14 protein-coding genes and 1 pseudogene are annotated in these 17,196 nt (G+C 55.5%); 14 read left to right on the top strand and 1 reads right to left on the bottom strand.

Annotated elements, in window-relative coordinates:
- Positions 1-198 precede the first annotated feature (198 nt).
- Complete coding sequence (locus tag ACUVTU_RS03655) at positions 199-765, top strand: nitroreductase family protein (RefSeq protein WP_445888611.1); 567 nt, start codon at positions 199-201, stop codon at positions 763-765.
- 2 nt (positions 766-767) lie between these two features.
- Here ACUVTU_RS03655 and ACUVTU_RS03650 read toward each other — a convergent pair whose 3' ends face one another.
- Positions 768-1,694 (bottom strand): DMT family transporter, encoded by a 927-nt coding sequence (locus ACUVTU_RS03650; protein ID WP_445888610.1) that lies wholly within the window; start codon positions 1,692-1,694, stop codon positions 768-770.
- A gap of 312 nt (positions 1,695-2,006) precedes the next feature.
- Between ACUVTU_RS03650 and ACUVTU_RS03645 the strand changes: the two genes are divergently transcribed.
- The 13 genes and pseudogenes from ACUVTU_RS03645 (at position 2,007) to ACUVTU_RS03585 (ending at position 17,118) form a co-directional block, all read left to right on the top strand.
- The gene (locus ACUVTU_RS03645) at positions 2,007-3,530 is read left to right on the top strand and encodes a tagaturonate reductase (RefSeq protein ID WP_445888609.1); all 1,524 of its coding nucleotides are present in this window, start codon (positions 2,007-2,009) and stop codon (positions 3,528-3,530) included.
- A gap of 16 nt (positions 3,531-3,546) precedes the next feature.
- Entirely contained in the window at positions 3,547-5,049 is a 1,503-nt protein-coding gene (locus tag ACUVTU_RS03640) for a UxaA family hydrolase (RefSeq protein ID WP_445888608.1), read from the top strand.
- 125 nt (positions 5,050-5,174) lie between these two features.
- The gene (locus tag ACUVTU_RS03635) at positions 5,175-6,212 is read left to right on the top strand and encodes a LacI family DNA-binding transcriptional regulator (protein WP_445888607.1); all 1,038 of its coding nucleotides are present in this window, start codon (positions 5,175-5,177) and stop codon (positions 6,210-6,212) included.
- Between the two features lie 100 nt (positions 6,213-6,312).
- Positions 6,313-7,809: a sugar ABC transporter ATP-binding protein gene (locus ACUVTU_RS03630; RefSeq protein WP_445888606.1), complete on the top strand. Its 1,497-nt coding sequence runs from the start codon at positions 6,313-6,315 to the stop codon at positions 7,807-7,809.
- A 3-nt stretch (positions 7,810-7,812) separates the two neighbouring features.
- On the top strand, positions 7,813-8,826 hold the full coding sequence (locus ACUVTU_RS03625) for an ABC transporter permease (RefSeq protein ID WP_445888605.1): 1,014 nt from the start codon (positions 7,813-7,815) through the stop codon (positions 8,824-8,826).
- A 73-nt stretch (positions 8,827-8,899) separates the two neighbouring features.
- Positions 8,900-9,889: pseudogene (locus ACUVTU_RS03620) on the top strand (sugar ABC transporter substrate-binding protein).
- Positions 9,890-10,083: 194 nt separating this feature from the next.
- Positions 10,084-11,091, top strand: coding sequence for a LacI family DNA-binding transcriptional regulator (locus tag ACUVTU_RS03615; RefSeq protein ID WP_445888604.1), 1,008 nt, complete (start codon positions 10,084-10,086; stop codon positions 11,089-11,091).
- A 100-nt stretch (positions 11,092-11,191) separates the two neighbouring features.
- On the top strand, positions 11,192-12,388 hold the full coding sequence (gene iolM, locus ACUVTU_RS03610; RefSeq protein WP_445888603.1) for a scyllo-inosose 3-dehydrogenase: 1,197 nt from the start codon (positions 11,192-11,194) through the stop codon (positions 12,386-12,388).
- Positions 12,389-12,406: 18 nt separating this feature from the next.
- Positions 12,407-13,441, top strand: coding sequence for an alcohol dehydrogenase catalytic domain-containing protein (locus tag ACUVTU_RS03605; RefSeq protein ID WP_445888602.1), 1,035 nt, complete (start codon positions 12,407-12,409; stop codon positions 13,439-13,441).
- A 51-nt stretch (positions 13,442-13,492) separates the two neighbouring features.
- Entirely contained in the window at positions 13,493-14,467 is a 975-nt protein-coding gene (gene iolN, locus ACUVTU_RS03600; protein ID WP_445888601.1) for a 3-dehydro-scyllo-inosose hydrolase, read from the top strand.
- Positions 14,468-14,559: 92 nt separating this feature from the next.
- A complete protein-coding gene (iolO, locus tag ACUVTU_RS03595) occupies positions 14,560-15,369 on the top strand; it encodes a 5-keto-L-gluconate epimerase (protein WP_445888600.1) in 810 nt (269 codons plus the stop codon).
- 34 nt (positions 15,370-15,403) lie between these two features.
- Positions 15,404-16,432 carry a PfkB family carbohydrate kinase gene (locus ACUVTU_RS03590; RefSeq protein ID WP_445888599.1) on the top strand — a complete coding sequence of 343 codons (1,029 nt, stop codon included), beginning with the start codon at positions 15,404-15,406 and terminating at the stop codon, positions 16,430-16,432.
- Between the two features lie 17 nt (positions 16,433-16,449).
- Positions 16,450-17,118, top strand: a complete 669-nt coding sequence (locus ACUVTU_RS03585) for a bifunctional 2-keto-4-hydroxyglutarate aldolase/2-keto-3-deoxy-6-phosphogluconate aldolase (protein WP_445888598.1) — start codon at positions 16,450-16,452, stop codon at positions 17,116-17,118.
- The last annotated feature ends 78 nt before the right edge of the window (positions 17,119-17,196 follow it).

The following is a 17,196-nucleotide window of genomic DNA, read 5'->3' as shown; positions in this document are numbered from 1 at the left end:
AATATCGCAGAATATCAAGGGTTTTTAAAAATTTATTTCACGGATTCAGGAAAAATATTATACCGGTTGTCGATCCCGAAAGCTATATCCTGTGCGCAACAACCTGCACTGCCACATGATCCCAGCAGAAAGGTATTGGCGGAAAATTGGCGAAAATAATATACAGCAGGAAACATAATCTAAGAGGAAGGTGTTGTTATGGATTTATTAACAGCGCTCAAAGACCGCCGCAGTGTCCGGGCCTACCTGGAGCAACCGGTAACCGAAGAAACCATTCGGCAGCTGCTGGAATATGCCACTTATGCTCCCAGTGGTTCCAATCTGCAGCCCTGGCGTTTTGCTGTGGTTCAAGATCAGCAGCTGCTGCAAAAATGGTCGGATGAAGCCAAAGCCTTTCTTCTGACCAAAGTGGCCGAGCGTCCCTACTTGCAGCAGTACAAGGCGGTCCTGGAAAACCAGGGATTTCACATATTTTATCACGCGCCGGCTTTGCTGCTCCTCTGGGCCGATAGCAGAAAATCCATGACCTATATCAACGACTGCAGCATGGCGGCCCAGAACATCATGCTGGCGGCGCACAGCCTGGGTCTGGGTAGCTGCTGGATTGGCTTTTTTGTGGAGTTTGGCAACAAGCCCGAATTCAAACAGGCTCTGGATGTGCCCGATTATTACAAACTGATTGCTCCCCTGGCCCTGGGATACCCGCGCGGCAGCTGGCCCATGCCGCCCCGTCAGCCGGCGGAAATTCTGTTCTGGAAAAAATAGTCTTACTGCTGGGCCGCCAATTTTTCCGCCTGCCAGTGTGTGGTGCCCCACACCCCCAGCAGCACCATCATTCCGCCCCCGGCCTGGCGCAGGGAAAGTTGTTCATGCAGGAAAAATACACCGGCTGCCACAGCCACCAGCGGGATCAAATTCAAATAAACCGCTACCCGGGAAGCCGGCAGGTGGGACAGGGAGTAATTAAGCATAAAAAAGGCCAGTACGGAAGAAATAATGCCCAGATACAGGACCCCAACCAGCACCGACCTGTTGGTTAATACAGTCAGATAGGTGTCCAGCCGGTGCTGCAGGATGGCCTGCCCCAGTCCCAGGGCGTTGAACACCACAGCGCCCAGCGCCATCATTACAAAGGTGATCTCCAGGGGAGAGGAACTGGCCGCCGCCTGCCGGGAAAATACGTTGTAAAAACCGGCTGCCAGCACTGCGCCGAGCAGGAAAGCCACCCCCAGCAGGCGATAACCACTGCCGGGGCTGCCGGCAGGCGTGCCATGGACGCTCATCAAGATCACTCCGGTTACCGCTACGGCGATGCACAATATCTGCCGGGCGGTAACCTTTTCTTTTAACAAAATGATGGCCAGTACGGTAATGGATACCGGTACCAGGGCGATGATGATGGCCGACTCGGAAGCGGTGGTGAGTTTGATGCCGTATACTTCGCAGGTGAAATAGAGCACGGGTTGCCAGATGGCAATCTGGAGCAGCCGGGGCAGCTTGTGCGGTTCGGGCATTATTTTGACCTTTCCGGTAAGAGCCAGCGCCAGCAGGCACAGGGTGGCCAGGGCAAAGCGCAGCCCCAGCAATTGAAAAGGCAGCAGATAGGCCAGAGCGTCTTTGGTAAACAAAAAAGAAAAGCCCCAGATGGCTGCAACCAGCAACACAGTAAACACAGGTAGAGTGGGTACGGGCACGATTTTTCCTCCTTCCTCTGACAGCACCGGACGGCGTTATCATGTATACTAACAAAATTTTCTCTAACTGAAAAGAGCCATGTATATATGAGAAAGTAGCCTGGTTTTGAGTTAAAATTTGCGTTTATATTTACATAAATAAAATATCCCTGAAAAGGTTTGCATTAGCCTTAATCCGATAAAAATTTAAAATAATTCCCGGGTACTTTGAGTACAGAAGAGTTCTGCCGGTTTGTAATTTGCAAACGTTTAAGGTATCTTGTAAAGTGGTACCCCGTCCAGACATTTTTCTTTTTAAGAAGGAGGAGGATCATGCGTCTTAAGGGTGCTTTGCTGAGCGGTGATCACCAGTTTCCCGCAGATTTGCAGGTACCGGTATGGCAGGACTATCCGGAAAAAATCATCCAGTTTGGCGAAGGCAACTTTATGCGGGCCTTTGTGGACTGGATGGTGCATCGTTTAAACCAGTCCGGACTGTTTGGGGGTAAAGTTGTAGTTGTACAGCCCATTGCTCATGGTCTGGTGGATGTGCTCAATGAACAGGACGGCCTGTATACCCTGCTGTTGCGCGGGCTGCAGGATGGCCGCATAGTGGAAGAAAAACAAATCATCAGTTCGATCAGTCGGGGCCTGAATCCCTACCGGGACTGGACGGCTTTTCTGGCCTGCGCGGAAAACCCGGCTTTGCGTTTTGTTATTTCCAACACTACCGAGGCCGGCATAGTATATGAGCCGGAAAAATACCAGCCGTCAGTATGTCCCCAAACTTTTCCGGCCAAATTGCTGCACTTCCTCTACCACCGCTACAGTCATTTTCAGGGCAGCGCCGCGGCGGGTATGGTCATTATTCCCTGCGAGCTGATCGAGCGCAATGGGGACAGATTGAAAGAGGTTTTGCTGGCCCTGACGGAGCACTGGTCATTGCCGGGCGAATTCCGGGACTGGCTGTTAAACTGCAATTATTTCTTGAACACGCTGGTGGACAGAATTGTTACCGGATACCCGGCGGAGCAGGCGGCCGAAATACAACAATGGTTGGGATATGAGGACAGGCTGCTCAATACGGGAGAGATTTTTCATTTATGGGTTATTGAAGGGCCGGAACATCTGGCTGAAGAGCTCCCCCTGCACAAAATTGGTTTGAATGTGCGGTGGGTAAATGACGTTACCCCTTATCGCAACCGCAAGGTATACATCCTCAACGGCAGTCACACCATGACCGTGCCCATTGCCTTTCTCTGCGGTCTGGACACGGTGCGGGAAGCGGTGGAGCATCCGCTGCTGGGCGAGTTTATGCGCCGCGGTATTTTTGAGGAAATTGTGCCCGTGCTGGACCTGCCGGAGGAGGAAAAGGCTGGCTTTGCCCGTAACGTTCTGGAGCGCTTTGCCAATCCCTATATCGAACACCGGCTGCTGGATATAGCCCTGAACTCGACCAGCAAGTATATCACCCGCTGCTGGCCGGTGGTCAAGGCCTACTACCACCGGTTTGGCCAGCTGCCGCCGCACTTGACTTTTGCCCTGGCCGGGTTGCTGGCGCTGTATCGGGGCCGGGAAATCAGGGATGGTTATCTGGTGGGCCGGCGGGAAAAAGGCGCCTACCAGCTCCGGGATGACCAGAATACCCTGCAGCTGATGTTGCAGGCCTGGCAGGAAACCGGGCCGGACAACCCCCGGCAGGTAGCCGAAACCGTGCGCCGCTTGCTGGCCGACCGGAACATCTGGGGTGCCGATTTTGATGAAATACCGGAATTCTCCTCTGCGGTAGCCGGTTATCTTCAGGCCATTCTTTCCCGTGGCCCGCTGTCTGCCCTGAGGGAACTGCTGGAGAAATAGCGCGGGGAGCGGGGCAATGATGAAAGGTAAATTGTTGCAAATCCACAGCGCCGACAATGTGGCCGTAGCGCTGGCCGATCTGCCCGGCGATATCGAGCTGAGCCTGGGCGATAGCATCTTGAGAACACTCGAGCCTGTTACCCGGGGGCACAAAGTAGCCATCAGGGATATTTCCGAGGGGGCACGGGTGATTAAATATGGTTATGCCATTGGTACGGCCAGCCGGGATATTCTGGCCGGGCAGCATGTGCACAGTCACAATCTGGCCACCGCTCTGGCCGGTCCACAGTCATACAGCTATTCCCCCCGTCCTGCAGCCAGCTTGCCCCTGGTACCGGAGGGGCTGCCCGACAGCTTTGCCGGCTACCTGCGCCGGGATGGGCGGGCCGGCGTGCGCAATGAAGTCTGGATCATCAATACGGTGGGCTGTAGCAATGCGGTGGCGGCCGAGATTGCCCGCCGGGCCGGACTGGCTTTTCAGGGAGCCAGAATTGATGGTATTTATCATTTTGGTCACCCTTACGGTTGTTCGCAGCTGGGTAAAGATCAACAGCAAACCCAGCAGATTCTGGCCGGCCTGGTGCAGCATCCCAATGCGGCCGCCGTGCTGGTGCTGGGTCTGGGCTGTGAAAACAACAACATTGCTTCCTTTAAACAGGTGCTGGGCCAGGTTGATCCCGAGCGGGTTAAGTTTTTAGAAGCCCAGGCTGTGGGCGATGAGGTGGAAGCGGCACTGGAACTTTTAGAGCCGCTGGTGCGCTATGCCGAGAGCTTCACCCGCACGGCGATACCGGTGAGCAAGCTGGTGCTGGGGCTGAAGTGCGGTGGCTCGGATGCGTTCTCCGGCATTACAGCCAACCCGCTGGTGGGCTGCGTGTCCGATTACCTGGTGGCCCGGGGGGGCAGTGCCATTCTGACCGAAGTGCCCGAGATGTTTGGGGCGGAACAAATTTTGATGGACCGGGCTGTCGATGAACAGGTATTTGAAAAAATAGTGGGCATGATTAACGGGTTCAAGCGGTATTTTCAACGTTACCAGCAGCCGGTATATGAAAACCCTTCACCCGGCAACAAACAGGGCGGGATTACCACGCTGGAGGAAAAATCGCTGGGCTGCATTTTAAAGGGCGGCCACAGCCAGGTGGTGGATGTAATTCCCTACGGCCACCGGATTAAACAGGCCGGTCTGAGTTTGCTGGATGGTCCGGGGAATGACATGGTGGCGGTAACCGCACTGGCCGCCGCCGGTGCCCAGATGGTGCTGTTCACTACCGGCCGCGGTACGCCACTGGGTGGACCGGTGCCCACACTGAAAATTGCTTCAAATGATGTGCTGGCCCAACGCAAGCCGCACTGGATTGATTTTTCCGCCGGTGACCTGCTGGCGGGCAGGCCGCTGCCGGTGCTGGCCGGTGAGCTGTGGCAGCAGATCATTGCTGTGGCCAGCGGGAGCCAGGCCTGTCATGAAAAGGCCGGCTTCCGGGAAATAGCCATATTCAAGGACGGCGTCACCCTGTAAAGCGCAGTGTCAACTAAAAAATTTATTAAAATTAACCAAATAGACAGCAGGTAAAAAAAAATATATGTAGAATAAAGATACTGAAAAATGTAAGCGCTTACGTCATATTACCGGGTGATCTGCCAATGCCTACCATTTATGATATTGCTCAGCGGGCCGGCGTATCCATAGCCACGGTCTCCCGCGTGCTTAATCACAGCCCGGGAGTAAAGGAAGAAACGCGTCAGAGAGTAATGGCCGCCATTCGCGACCTGAATTACTCGCACAATGCGGTGGCCGCGGCATTAACAGGCAAGAAAACCTATACCCTGGGATTTCTGTTGCCGGATATTGCCAACCCCTTTTTTGCCGAGCTGGCCCGGGGAGTAGAAGATCGGGCCAACTACCATGGATTCAATGTGATTATCTGCAACACAGACAACAAGCCGCATAAGGAGCAGGCTTATGTGCGCCTGCTTTTGAGAAAGCGCATCGATGGTTTGTTGTTTGCTGCCGCCAGCGCGGGCAGTCAGGCCCTGAAGCAGGTGCAAAAAAGCGGCCTGCCGGTTGTGCTGGTCGCGCGGGAAGCTACCGATATGGATTTGTGCTCGGTACTGGTGGATAATGTGGAAGCAGGTTACACGGCCACCCGGCATTTGATTGAGCTGGGCCACCGGGTGATTGCCCTGGCTACCCAGTCGCTGACCATCAAAACCAGCCAGGACAGGAGGCTGGGCTACCTGCGGGCTCTGGAGGAATACGGTCTGGCCATCAGCGATGAGCTGCAGATATTTGACTGCAGGGGTATAGAAGGTGGGCGCAGGGCTGTTCGCCAGTTGTTGCAGCTCAGCAAAAAGCCCACTGCGGTGGTGGCCTTTAACGATATGGTGGCGATTGGTATCATTGCGGAAGCCAAAGCGGCCGGCCTGGCTGTACCGGAGCAACTGTCGGTAGTGGGGGTTGACGACACCATCATTGCCTCGGTAACCGATCCGCCCCTGACAACCGTGGCGCAGCCCATCTACAGCATGGGGCACCAGGCGATTGATTGTTTGGTTAATCTGATCAATGGTGAGAATTTGCCTCGCAAGCGCATTATTCTGGATACCCATCTGGTAATTCGCAAATCGGCCACATCTCCGGCGGCGCTTTGCCGGCGCAAAACAGGAGGATCAACGGGCTGACCCGGTTGCTGAGCTACCCTGACAATAATCCATATTCAGGTGTTGTTGAGCAGTAAAATGTAAGCGCTTACTTGATTGTGCCAGGGAGGAGGTTGTTTTCTTGCCCCAACCGTTGCTGGAACTGAAAGAAGTAACCAAAAGCTTTCCCGGTGTTTTGGCCCTGGACAGGGTTAACCTTTGTATTCATCCCGGCGAAGTGCTGGGTCTGATGGGTGAAAACGGGGCCGGTAAGTCTACGCTGATCAAAATTTTGACCGGCGCCTATCAAAAAGACAGCGGCCAGATCTTCTGGGAAGGCCGGGAAGTGGAGATAAAAACACCCCGTCAGGCCATTGAGCTGGGAATTGCCTGTATCTATCAGGAACTGAATATCGTGCCCCAGATGGCCGTGTATGAGAACATATTTCTGGGCCATGAACTGCTGCAAAGCAAAAACCTGGGCTGGCTCAACCGCGAGGAAATGATCCGGATTTCCGCCGGCTTGCTGGGTGAGCTGGGACTATGTATTGATCCCCGGGTCAAAGTGGGCAGTCTGGGGGTGGGCCAGCAGCAAATGGTGGAAATTGCCCGGGCCCTGTCCAAGAACGCCCGCCTGATCATTATGGATGAACCCACTTCCAGTTTGAGTGCCCGGGAAACCCATGAGCTGTTGCAGACAGTCATCCGCCTCAAACAAAAGGGCGTGGCGGTAATCTTTATTTCGCACCGCATGGATGAAATATACAAAATTTGCGATACGGTTACGGTGCTGCGCGACGGCAAATATGTGGCCACCAAAAAGCTTGCCGAAACCAACATAGAAGAAATTATTCACCTGATGGTGGGGCGGAACCTGGAAGAGAAATTCCCCAAAATAATTACCCGGCGGGGCGAGGAAGCGCTGCGGGTGGAAGGGCTCTGCCGGAGCAAGGTGCTTCATGATATCAGTTTTATTGCTTACCGGGGCGAAGTGCTGGGGATAGCCGGACTGGTAGGAGCCGGCCGTACCGAGCTGGCCCGGGCCATCTTTGGTGCCGATAAAATCGACGGCGGAAAAATATATGTTTTTGGCCGGGAAGTGAAAATCAAGTGTCCCCGGGATGCCATTAACTGCGGCATTGCCTTTCTTACCGAGGACCGCAAAAATCAGGGTCTGGTACTGATTCAGAGTATCTCCTTTAATACCTCGCTGGTGGCGCTGGACAGGTATTCCCGGGGCACCGTGATCAATCTCTCCAGCGTGGCCAGGGAGGCGGAAAGGCTGGCCCGTGAGCTGCAGGTCAGGCCGCTGTATATGGACAGGCCGGCCAGGTTGCTTTCCGGTGGCAACCAGCAAAAGGTGGTTTTGGCCAAATGGTTGATGAGCAAGGCGCAGATATTTATTTTTGACGAACCCACCCGGGGTATTGATGTGGGTGCCAAGGTGGAGGTGTACAACCTGATCAACCGGCTGGTTGAACAGGGTGCCTGTGTCATGATGATTTCTTCGGAGCTGCCGGAAGTCCTGGGTATGAGCGATCGCATTCTGGTCATGCGGGAAGGGCGAATTACCGGGGAGTTTGACCGGCAGGAAGCTACACAAGAAAAGATCATGTTTGCAGCAACGGGGGGAGTTTAGGCAATGAGTATAAAAAATGAGGCGGGCGCAGCTCTGGCGGAAAAGGGATCTCTGCCCAATCCCAATCGCTGGCGGGATATTTTGCGCAGCTTTGGTGCCCTGATTGGACTGCTGATTCTCTGTACGGTACTGGCCTTTTTGTCGCCCAATTTTCTGACCCTGGACAACCTGATGAACGTGGCGCGCCAGTCCTCCATCAACAGCTTGATAGCGCTGGGATTGTTGCTGGCCATTCTGACCGGTGGGATTGATCTGTCGGTGGGCTCAATTCTGGCTCTTTCCACGGTTTGCATGGCCATTGTAGTGGTCAAGATGGGCCTGTCTCCCCTGCTGGGTATCCTGGTTTGTCTGGGTATAGGCGTTTTGTTGGGATTCTTGAACGGGGTGATGCTGACCAAACTGCATCTGCCGCACCCATTTATTTCCACTCTGGGTACCATGAACGTGGCCCGGGGGCTGGCGCTGATTGTGACCGCCGCATCGCCCATTTCGGGATTTCCTGTTTCCATTCAATATGTGGGAGCCAGTTTCTGGGGACCAGTGCCGGTAAGCTTTGTGCTGGTCATTGGAGTGTATGTTATCTTTCACCTGTTTCTCACCCGCACCACCACCGGGCGCTATATCTACGCCGTGGGTGGCAACCCGGAAGCCTCCCGTCTGTCGGGTATCAATGTTGATCGCATCCTGATCATTGTTTATACATTGAGCGGTTTTCTGGCTGCCCTGGCCGGTTTGGTGCTGGTAGGGCGGGTGAACGCGGCCTACCCGCTGGCCGGTCTGGGTTACGAGTTTGACGCCATTGCTGCTGCCATTATCGGCGGGGCGAGTTTCTTTGGTGGCGTTGGTACCGTTTGGGGCACCTTGATTGGTGCCATGATTATGGCCGTGCTGCGCAATGGGTTGAACCTGCTCAGCGTTTCGGCGGAAATGCAAACGGTAGCCATTGGTATTGTGATCATTGCCGCTGTGTATGTAGATGTGTTGCGCCAGAGGGCAGCGGCAAAATCGAGGAGGTGAAAAAAAGAACGGCTGGATAACCGTATTTTGACTGCTCGGTACAAACTCAAATTATTTCCAAGGGGGTATTGTCATGCTGAAAAAATTTGGTGTAGCTTTGCTGGCTGTGGCCATGCTGGTAGCTCTGGCCGGCTGTGGTGGATCGACCCAAAACAACCAGCAATCTCAACAGGGTGAAGCCAAGTCGGACAAGATCAAGGTCAGTGTAGTCTTGAAAGCTGCCAACAGTGACTACTGGAAGATTGTGACCGCCGGTGCTGAACAGGCAGGCAAAGACCTGGGTGTGGATGTAAAAGTTCTGGGCCCGAATGCTGAAACTGATGTTACCGGCCAGATCAGCATGATTGAAGACCAGATTGTGAACAAGGTTTCTGCTCTGGTAGTGGCTCCCAGTCAGCCTTCTTCGGCTATCGCTGCTTTTGATAAAGCCAAGGCTGCCGGCATTCCGGTGGTGCTAGCCGATACCGATGCCAACTGGGACAGCAAGGTATCCTTTGTGGGAACAGGCAACCTGGCCGGCGGCAAACAGGCCGGCGAATACCTGGCCAAGAAACTGGGCCAGGGCGCCAAGGTGGCCATCCTGCGCGGTGCTCTGGGTGATCCCACCCACGATGAATGAGCCAATGGCGCCAAAGAAATGCTGGAAGCTGGCGGCGTGAAGATTGTCACCATTCAACCGGCCAACTCGGAGCGCGCCATGGCGGTCTCCGTAATGGAAAACATCCTGCAGGCCAACCCGGATATTCAGGGCGTTTTCGCTACCAATGACGAGATGGCTCTGGGTGCTCTGCAGGCTCTGCAGGCGGCCAAGAAGAACATCCCGGTGGTTGGTTTCGATGGTTCCCCGGATGCGCTGAAGTCCATCAAGGAAGGCAAGCTGGATGCTTCCATTGCTCAAAGCCCCTACAACATCGGTAAAATGTCGGTAGAGGCTGCTGTAAAAGCCGTAAAAGGCGAGCAAGTGGAGAAGCGGATTGATACCGGCACTCAGGTGATCAACAAGGACAACGTGGATCAAAACATTGCTGAGCTGGAAAAGATTCTCGGCAAAAAGATTATTTAAGTTGTCCGGTATTGACTAATATCAGACAAAAGAGGGAAGCCCGGCACAACAGGCTTCCCTCTTTTTTACACAAATTAGCGCATTGTAAAAGGCTGGGGCAATGCGAATTATTTTGTGGTAATTCCCTTGACACCTCCTGAAAACGTTTGTATAATTGATCTAGAACCTGAAAACGTTTGTAGGGAGGGAAACGCATGGCGGTAACCATCAAAGATATAGCCAGAAAGGCTGGAGTATCCTACGCCACCGTCTCCCGCGCCCTGAACAACCGGCCGGAGGTAAACGAAAAAACCCGCCGCGAGATTCAAAAGCTGGCGGAAGAAATGGGATACAAGCCCAATGCGCTGGCGCGCAGCCTGGTCACCAGGGAAAGCAAGACTCTGGGATTGATCATCCCCGATATCACCAACCCCTTTTTCCCCGAAGTGGCCCGGGGTGCGGAGGAAGCGGCGGCGCAGGCCGGTTACAGCATATTTTTGTGCAACACCAACTGGGAAGAGGAAAAAGAAAGAAAATACCTGGCCCTGCTGGAAGAAAAACGGGTGGACGGCATCATTCTGGCTTCAGTAATTAATGATGAGCAGCAGATGATGGAGTATCTGGCCGACAGCGCGGTACCGCTGATCATGATCAACCGCGTCCTGAAAAACATTCAGGCCCATTATGTGGTGATTGATAATGTGCGGGGCGCCTGTCTGGTCATGGAACATTTAATCGAAACTGGACATCGCGATATTGCCTTTGTGGGGGGGCTGTCCCATGTGGAGGCCACCCGGGAAAGATTGCAGGGCTACAAGATGATGCTGGGAGCTTACGAACTGCCGGTAAGACCGGAGCTGGTGCGCCTGGGATCCTTTAAGCGGGAAAGCGGCTACAGCAATGCGCTGGAACTGCTCAAACTATCGCCCCGGCCCACCGCGATCTTTGCCGCCAATGATATCCTGGCCCTGGGCGTGCTGCAGGCGGCCGCCGATATGAATTTGCGGGTACCCGGCGATCTGGCGGTAGTGGGTTTTGATGATATTCCCTTTGCTTCATATGCCGAAGTGAGTTTGACTACGGTAGCCCAGCCCAAATATGCCATGGGCGAGATGGCAGCCAAGATATTGATTGAAGAAATCAAGGAGGGCCCGTCCCGGGAAAAGAAAAAGATCATCCTGCAGCCCGAGCTGGTGGTGCGGCGCAGCAGTATGCCTAAATAAATTTACTAACCTTTTTTGTTAGGTAAAATACAAACGTTTACAAGATTTTTCTTTGGCCAATATATTACCAACACCAAAATACCAAGGAGGCTTGCTTAAAATGGCAGAAAAAATGCGGGCAGTAGTACTTAGAGCGGAATGGGCACCCAAGCCCGATTTCAAGCTGGGGGCCAAGGACATTGAGTTCAAACAGACCTATCTGGGTTCCAAAGTATGGCGCAACCCGGTAGTGGCCGTGGAAGAAGTGGATGTTCCCGAGCCGGGCCCGGGCGAAGTTCTGATTGAGGTTAAAGCCTGTGGTATTTGCGGCAGTGACGTACACATGGCCCAGCCCGATGATGACGGCTACATCTGGTATCCCGGTCTGACCGGCTTTCCGGCCGTGCTGGGTCACGAGTTTGCCGGTAAAATTGTCAAGGCCGGCCCCGGTGCCATCAACAAGCGGACCAACAAGCCCTTTGTCGGGGGCGAAGATGTCTGCGCCGAAGAAATGCTCTGGTGCGGTCGCTGCCAGCCCTGTGCCGACGGTTATCCCAACCACTGCGAGCGGCTGGATGAAATTGGTTTCAATGTCAACGGTGCTTTTGCCAAATACATTGTGGTGCCCGATCGCGTGGTCTGGAGCCTGGATCCGCTGAAAGATACTTACCAGGGTGAAGACCTCTACCTGGCCGGTTCGCTGGTGGAGCCCACCTGCGTGGCTTACAACGCGGTGGTGCAGCGGGGCGGCGGGATCAAGCCCGGTGACAACGTGGTTATTTGCGGCGGCGGTCCGGTAGGTCTGGCGGCCTGCGCCATCCTGAAGCGCATGGGAGCGGCCCGCGTGATCCTGTCCGAGCCGGAAGCCGGCCGGGCGGAAATTGGCCGCAAACTGGGTGCCGATTTCGTGATCAACCCCCTGAAAGAGGACTTTGTACAGCGTGTGCTGGAGCTGACCGATGGCTATGGGGCCAAGCTCTATCTGGAAGCTACCGGTCTGCCCACCGTAGTTTACCCGCTGATTGAGCAGTGCATCTGGGAAGGCCGCGGCCTGAACAGCACCGTGGTGGTGGTAGCCCGGGCCGACGCCAAGATGCCGGTAACCGGTGAAGTGCTGCAGGTGCGCCGCGCCCAAATCGTTGGTGCCCAGGGTCACTCCGGCGAAGGTACCTTCCCCCGGGTAATTGAAGCCATGGCCACCGGTATGAACATGCTGCCCCTGATTACCAAGAAAGTCACTCTGGACGAGGTGCCCGAAAACCTGGTCATGCTGCGCACCGACCGCAATGAGTGCAAAATTACCTGCGTCATGGACTAATTTTTGGAGGTCTTTTAGATGAAGGAGACAATGTTAGCGGCCGTATTTGCCGCACCGGGAAAACTGGAACTGCGCCAGGTGCCTGTACCCAAAATACAGGCACCCGACCAGGTCCTGCTCAAAGTGCTGGCCGCCAGCATTTGTGGTACCGACCTGCACATTCTGCACGTTCCCCCGGGCCATCCCGGCAATGTGGGCAGCATTCTCTGCCATGAGTATGTGGGCGAGGTTCTGGAAGTGGGTTCTGCCGTGACCGAATTTGCCGTGGGCGACCACGTGGTGGTGGATCCCAACCTGACCTGCGGTTCCTGCACATACTGCAAAAATGGGATGCCCAACATGTGCAGCAACATGACCACGCTGGGTATCTTCCTGGACGGGGGCTTTGCCGAGTACAACGTGGCGCCGGCCAAAGCGCTGCACAAGATCAGCAAGGACGTGCCGCCGGAAATTGCCGTGTTTGCCGAGCCTCTGTCCTGTGTGGTTAACGCAACGCAGAAGATCAAGCTGCAGCCTGGCGAAACCGCGGTGGTGCTCGGGGCCGGCCCCATCGGGCTGTACTTCACCCAGATCTTCAAGGCTTCCGGTGCCGGTAAAGTCATTGTGGCCGAAATTTCTCCCTTCCGCCAGCACTACGCCCGCATCAGCGGTGCCGATGTGGTGGTCAACCCGGCCCAGGAAAATCTGGCGCAAATAGTGCAGGAACAAACCGGCGGTCTGGGTGCCGATGTGGTGGTGGACGCCGTGGGTGTGCTGCTTAAGGACGCCATCCAGGTGGCCCGGCGGGGTGGGCGCATCCTGCTGTTTGGTCAGAACCAGAACGCCCGGGCCGAGATTGCCCAGAATGACATCACCCGCAACGAACTGACCATTATGGGCAGCTTCATTGCTAAATACACTTTCCCACCGACTATTAAAATGATTGAAAGCGGTGTGCTGCCGCTGGACAAACTGATTACCCATCGCCTGCCGCTGAGCGAGATTGAGCAGGGATTTGCCGCCATGCGGCGCGGCGAAGCCATCGAAGTGGTCATCTATCCGCATCAGGATTAAACACAGCACCAGCAGCTATTTTGAACAATAACATGGTTGGGAGGCAAAAAGATGAGCAAATGGGGTTTACCTCTGAAAGATGCTGGCAGCATGGACAAGAATGACGGCATCTACCTGCAAAATATGACCTGGGCCCAGGTGGAAGAAAGACTGAAAAAGAATGACCTGATCATTATTCCGGTGGGGGCCACCGAAGCCCACGGCCCGCATGCCTGTCTGGGTGAAGACACCTTCCTGGTTACCCGCATGGCCGAACTGGTGGCCAAAAGGACCGGCTGCACAGTGTCCCAGCCGCTCTGGTGGGGATCGCACCCCTACCACCACATGGGTATGCCCGGTACGGTAATTTTGCCGGAAGAGATCTTTATCGGCGTGCTCAAGTCGGTCATGGCCGGTTACTGGAACACCGGCTTCCGCAAGATGATTTTGCTCAACGGTCACGGGCAGGAGTATGTTATACCCACCGCCATTCACCAGTTTGCCAAGACCTACCAGGTGCCCATGGTGGTGTGCAATGTGAACTGGTACCACGCCATTCAGGATCAATTTAAACTGAAGAGCGAAGGCGGCCCGTACGAAACCCACTTCATCCATGCCGACGAAGTGGAGACCTCCTGGTCGCTGGCCCTGTTCCCGGAAATGATTGACATGAGTAAAGTGGTGGATACCAACGTGCGCGGCTTTATGCCCGACGGCCATATTGACAAGGCCGGCAACCTGCTGCATCGCCCCATCGCCTGGTACGGTCAGGTGGGCATGGGTCCCATTGAAGTGTCCGCCTATCCGGAAGGTGTGGTGGGCAAGGCCTCTCTGGCCAGCGCGGACAAAGCCATCCCGGGCATTGAGAAATTCCTGGACTACCTGACCAAACTGGTCAACGATATCATGGAAAAATTCCCGCCCGGCCAGCTGCCGCCCATCGAAGAGGTGACCCAGCGTCCCCGGGAAGAAGTGGAAGCCGTGCTCAAAGGCCCCCTGGCTCCCGGCGGCCGCAGCCTGTACAGCCTGCGCTGGCCTCCCGCGTAAACGCTTCCCCCCTCTTCCTCATATATACAAAGACAGGACTGCCCGGCCGGCAGTCCTGTCTTACTAGCTAAAAACAAAGCCTGGTGAAGAAAATGCAAACATGTCTGGTTGTATCCGGACCGGCGAAATTTGCTGCTCTGGCCTACAAAGACTCCCTGGAAAAAGGTATCCAGCGCGTGGCCGATCTCGGTTTTGATGCCGTGGAACTGGCTGTGCGTGATCCGGAGCAGGTGGATGCCGCCGGTCTGCAGGAGCTGGTAACAAAGCTGGGTTTGCCCGTGGTGGCCATTGGGACCGGGCAGGCCTACGGTGAAGAAGGATTGAGCTTTACCGATCCCGACGGGGCCATCCGCCGGGCCGCTATTCAGCGGGTGCAAAAGCATATCGACCTGGCAGGCAAACTGCAGGCCATGGTGATCATCGGCCTGATCCGGGGCCGCTGCGGGGAAGGGAACACCCGGGAGCAGGCCGTGCCCTGGCTGCGGGAAGCCCTGACCCGGTGCGGTGAATACGCCGCTGCCCGGCAGGTGCGCCTGATTGTGGAACCGATTAATCGTTACGAAACCAACCTGCTGAACACCGTAGCGGAAACTCTGGATTTGATCAAACAAACCGGCTGCTCCAATATTGGCCTGCTGTATGATACTTTCCACGCCAATATAGAAGAAGCCGATATGCACGCGGCCATCCGGGCGGCCGGACCACTGCTGTGGCATGTGCACACTGCCGACAGCAATCGCTGGGCTCCTGGTTTTGGACATCTGGATTTTGGGGCTCTGGTGCAAACCCTGCGGGAAGTAGGCTACCGGGGGGCGTTGTCGGCGGAAATACTGCCGCTGCCCGATCCGGAAAGCAGCGCCCGGCAGTCCCGGGATTTCTTGCATAAACTGGTCCGCATCTAAAAAATTTGTTCAGAAAGGACGGGGGTCCTGGAACATGAGCAAAAAAGTAGTTACATTTGGCGAAATTATGTTGCGCCTTTCCACGCCCAACCATTTGCGCTTTACTCAGGCCGACCGCTTTGATGTCACCTATGGCGGTGGGGAATCCAACGTGGCGGTTTCGCTGGCCCATTTCGGCCTGCAGGCCTGCTATGTCACCAGAGTGCCGGACAACCCCATCGGCCAGTCGGCCATCAATCACCTGCGCCGCTTTGGTGTGGACACTTCTTACATTGTGCGCGGTGGCAAACGCCTGGGCATCTACTTCCTGGAAAGCGGCGTTGCCCAGCGCCCCTCCAAAGTGGTGTACGACCGGGCCGGTTCGGCCATTGCTGAAGCCCGACCGGAAGATTTCGACTGGGAGAAAATTTTTGCCGGAGCCAGCTGGTTCCACTGGACGGGCATTACACCGGCCATCAGCGACAGCACCGCCGCCTGTGTGCTGCAGGCCTGCCAGGCGGCCAAAAAAGCCGGCCTCACCGTCAGCTGTGACCTGAACTACCGCAAAAAGCTCTGGAGCAAGGAAAAGGCCCGCCAGGTCATGACCGAACTGATGCCCTATGTGGATGTTTGTATTGGCAATGAAGAAGATGCGGCCGATGTCTTTGGGATCAAGGCGGCCCAATCCGACATCACCAGCGGGCAGTTGAACCTGGAGGGTTATAAGGATGTGGCCCGTCAGCTGCAGCAGGCTTTTGGCTTTAAGTATGTAGCCATTACCCTGCGGGAAAGCTTTTCGGCCTCGCACAACGGCTGGTCGGCATTGCTTTACGATGGTACGGAGTACTACCATCCCCGGCGTTATGATATCACTCCCATCCTGGACCGGGTGGGGGGCGGCGATTCCTTCGGAGCTGGCCTGATTTACTCCCTGCTGACCGGTAAGCAGCCCCAGGAGGCCATCAACTTTGCTGTGGCTGCCTCGTGCCTGAAACACACCATTCACGGCGACTTCAACCTGGTCACCCTGGATGAGGTGGAACTGCTGGCCCGGGGTGATGGCAGCGGCCGGGTGCAAAGATAAACCGGGAGGGCTTTACCATGCTGAAAAAACACGCTCAGCTGAACCGCATTCTGGAGGCCGGCATAGTGGCGGTGATCCGGGCCGACAACGCCGAAAAAGCCCTGCGGGTGATTGAAGCCGTGCGCAAAGGCGGTATCCCCGCCATTGAAGTAACCATGACCGTCCCCGGCGCCGTCGAGGTCATCCGCCAGCTGGCTGCTTCCTTCAGCGAGGAGGAAATGCTGATCGGTGCCGGTACCGTCCTGGATCCGGAAACCGCCCGCGCCTGCATTCTGGTCGGTGCCCAGTACATTGTCAGCCCGGGCTTCAACCCGGATACCGTGCGGCTGTGCAACCGCTACCAGAAAATCTGTATGCCCGGCTGTGCCACTGTTACCGAGATTATTTCCGCCCTGGAGCTGGGGGTGGACGTGGTCAAACTGTTCCCGGGCGAGCTGTTTGGTCCGCAGGCCATCAAGGCCATTCGCGGTCCGCTGCCCCAGGCCAATATCATGCCCACCGGCGGGGTCAGCCTGGATAACGTAGAACAGTGGATCAAAGCCGGTGCCGTTGCTGTGGGTGTGGGCAGTGACATCACCAAACAGGGGCTGGCCGAAGGTAACTATGATTTGATTACCGAAAAAGCACGGGCTTATGTGGAGAAAATTGCCCGGGCCAGAGGGCGCAGTTTGACGCCCATCTGCTAATCTCCATACCGGAAGTTGTTTAACCTGGCAGGCTGGTGCGGCCTGCCATTTCCATTGGGAGAGCAAATTGGTCGTTTA

This window comes from Desulfurispora sp. (assembly GCF_052744395.1).
Note: the sequence above shows the minus strand (reverse complement) of the source record. Positions and strands in the feature narration are given on the sequence as shown.

What these genes read in the sequence shown, in the direction of transcription:
- ACUVTU_RS03655 (WP_445888611.1), top strand. Translation starts at nt 199, where the DNA reads ATGGATTTATTAACAGCGCTCAAAGACCGCCGCAGTGTCCGGGCCTAC.
- ACUVTU_RS03645 (WP_445888609.1), top strand. Translation starts at nt 2,007, where the DNA reads ATGCGTCTTAAGGGTGCTTTGCTGAGCGGTGATCACCAGTTTCCCGCA.
- ACUVTU_RS03640 (WP_445888608.1), top strand. Translation starts at nt 3,547, where the DNA reads ATGATGAAAGGTAAATTGTTGCAAATCCACAGCGCCGACAATGTGGCC.
- ACUVTU_RS03635 (WP_445888607.1), top strand. Translation starts at nt 5,175, where the DNA reads ATGCCTACCATTTATGATATTGCTCAGCGGGCCGGCGTATCCATAGCC.
- ACUVTU_RS03625 (WP_445888605.1), top strand. Translation starts at nt 7,813, where the DNA reads ATGAGTATAAAAAATGAGGCGGGCGCAGCTCTGGCGGAAAAGGGATCT.
- ACUVTU_RS03615 (WP_445888604.1), top strand. Translation starts at nt 10,084, where the DNA reads ATGGCGGTAACCATCAAAGATATAGCCAGAAAGGCTGGAGTATCCTAC.
- iolM (WP_445888603.1), top strand. Translation starts at nt 11,192, where the DNA reads ATGGCAGAAAAAATGCGGGCAGTAGTACTTAGAGCGGAATGGGCACCC.
- ACUVTU_RS03605 (WP_445888602.1), top strand. Translation starts at nt 12,407, where the DNA reads ATGAAGGAGACAATGTTAGCGGCCGTATTTGCCGCACCGGGAAAACTG.
- iolN (WP_445888601.1), top strand. Translation starts at nt 13,493, where the DNA reads ATGAGCAAATGGGGTTTACCTCTGAAAGATGCTGGCAGCATGGACAAG.
- iolO (WP_445888600.1), top strand. Translation starts at nt 14,560, where the DNA reads ATGCAAACATGTCTGGTTGTATCCGGACCGGCGAAATTTGCTGCTCTG.
- ACUVTU_RS03590 (WP_445888599.1), top strand. Translation starts at nt 15,404, where the DNA reads ATGAGCAAAAAAGTAGTTACATTTGGCGAAATTATGTTGCGCCTTTCC.
- ACUVTU_RS03585 (WP_445888598.1), top strand. Translation starts at nt 16,450, where the DNA reads ATGCTGAAAAAACACGCTCAGCTGAACCGCATTCTGGAGGCCGGCATA.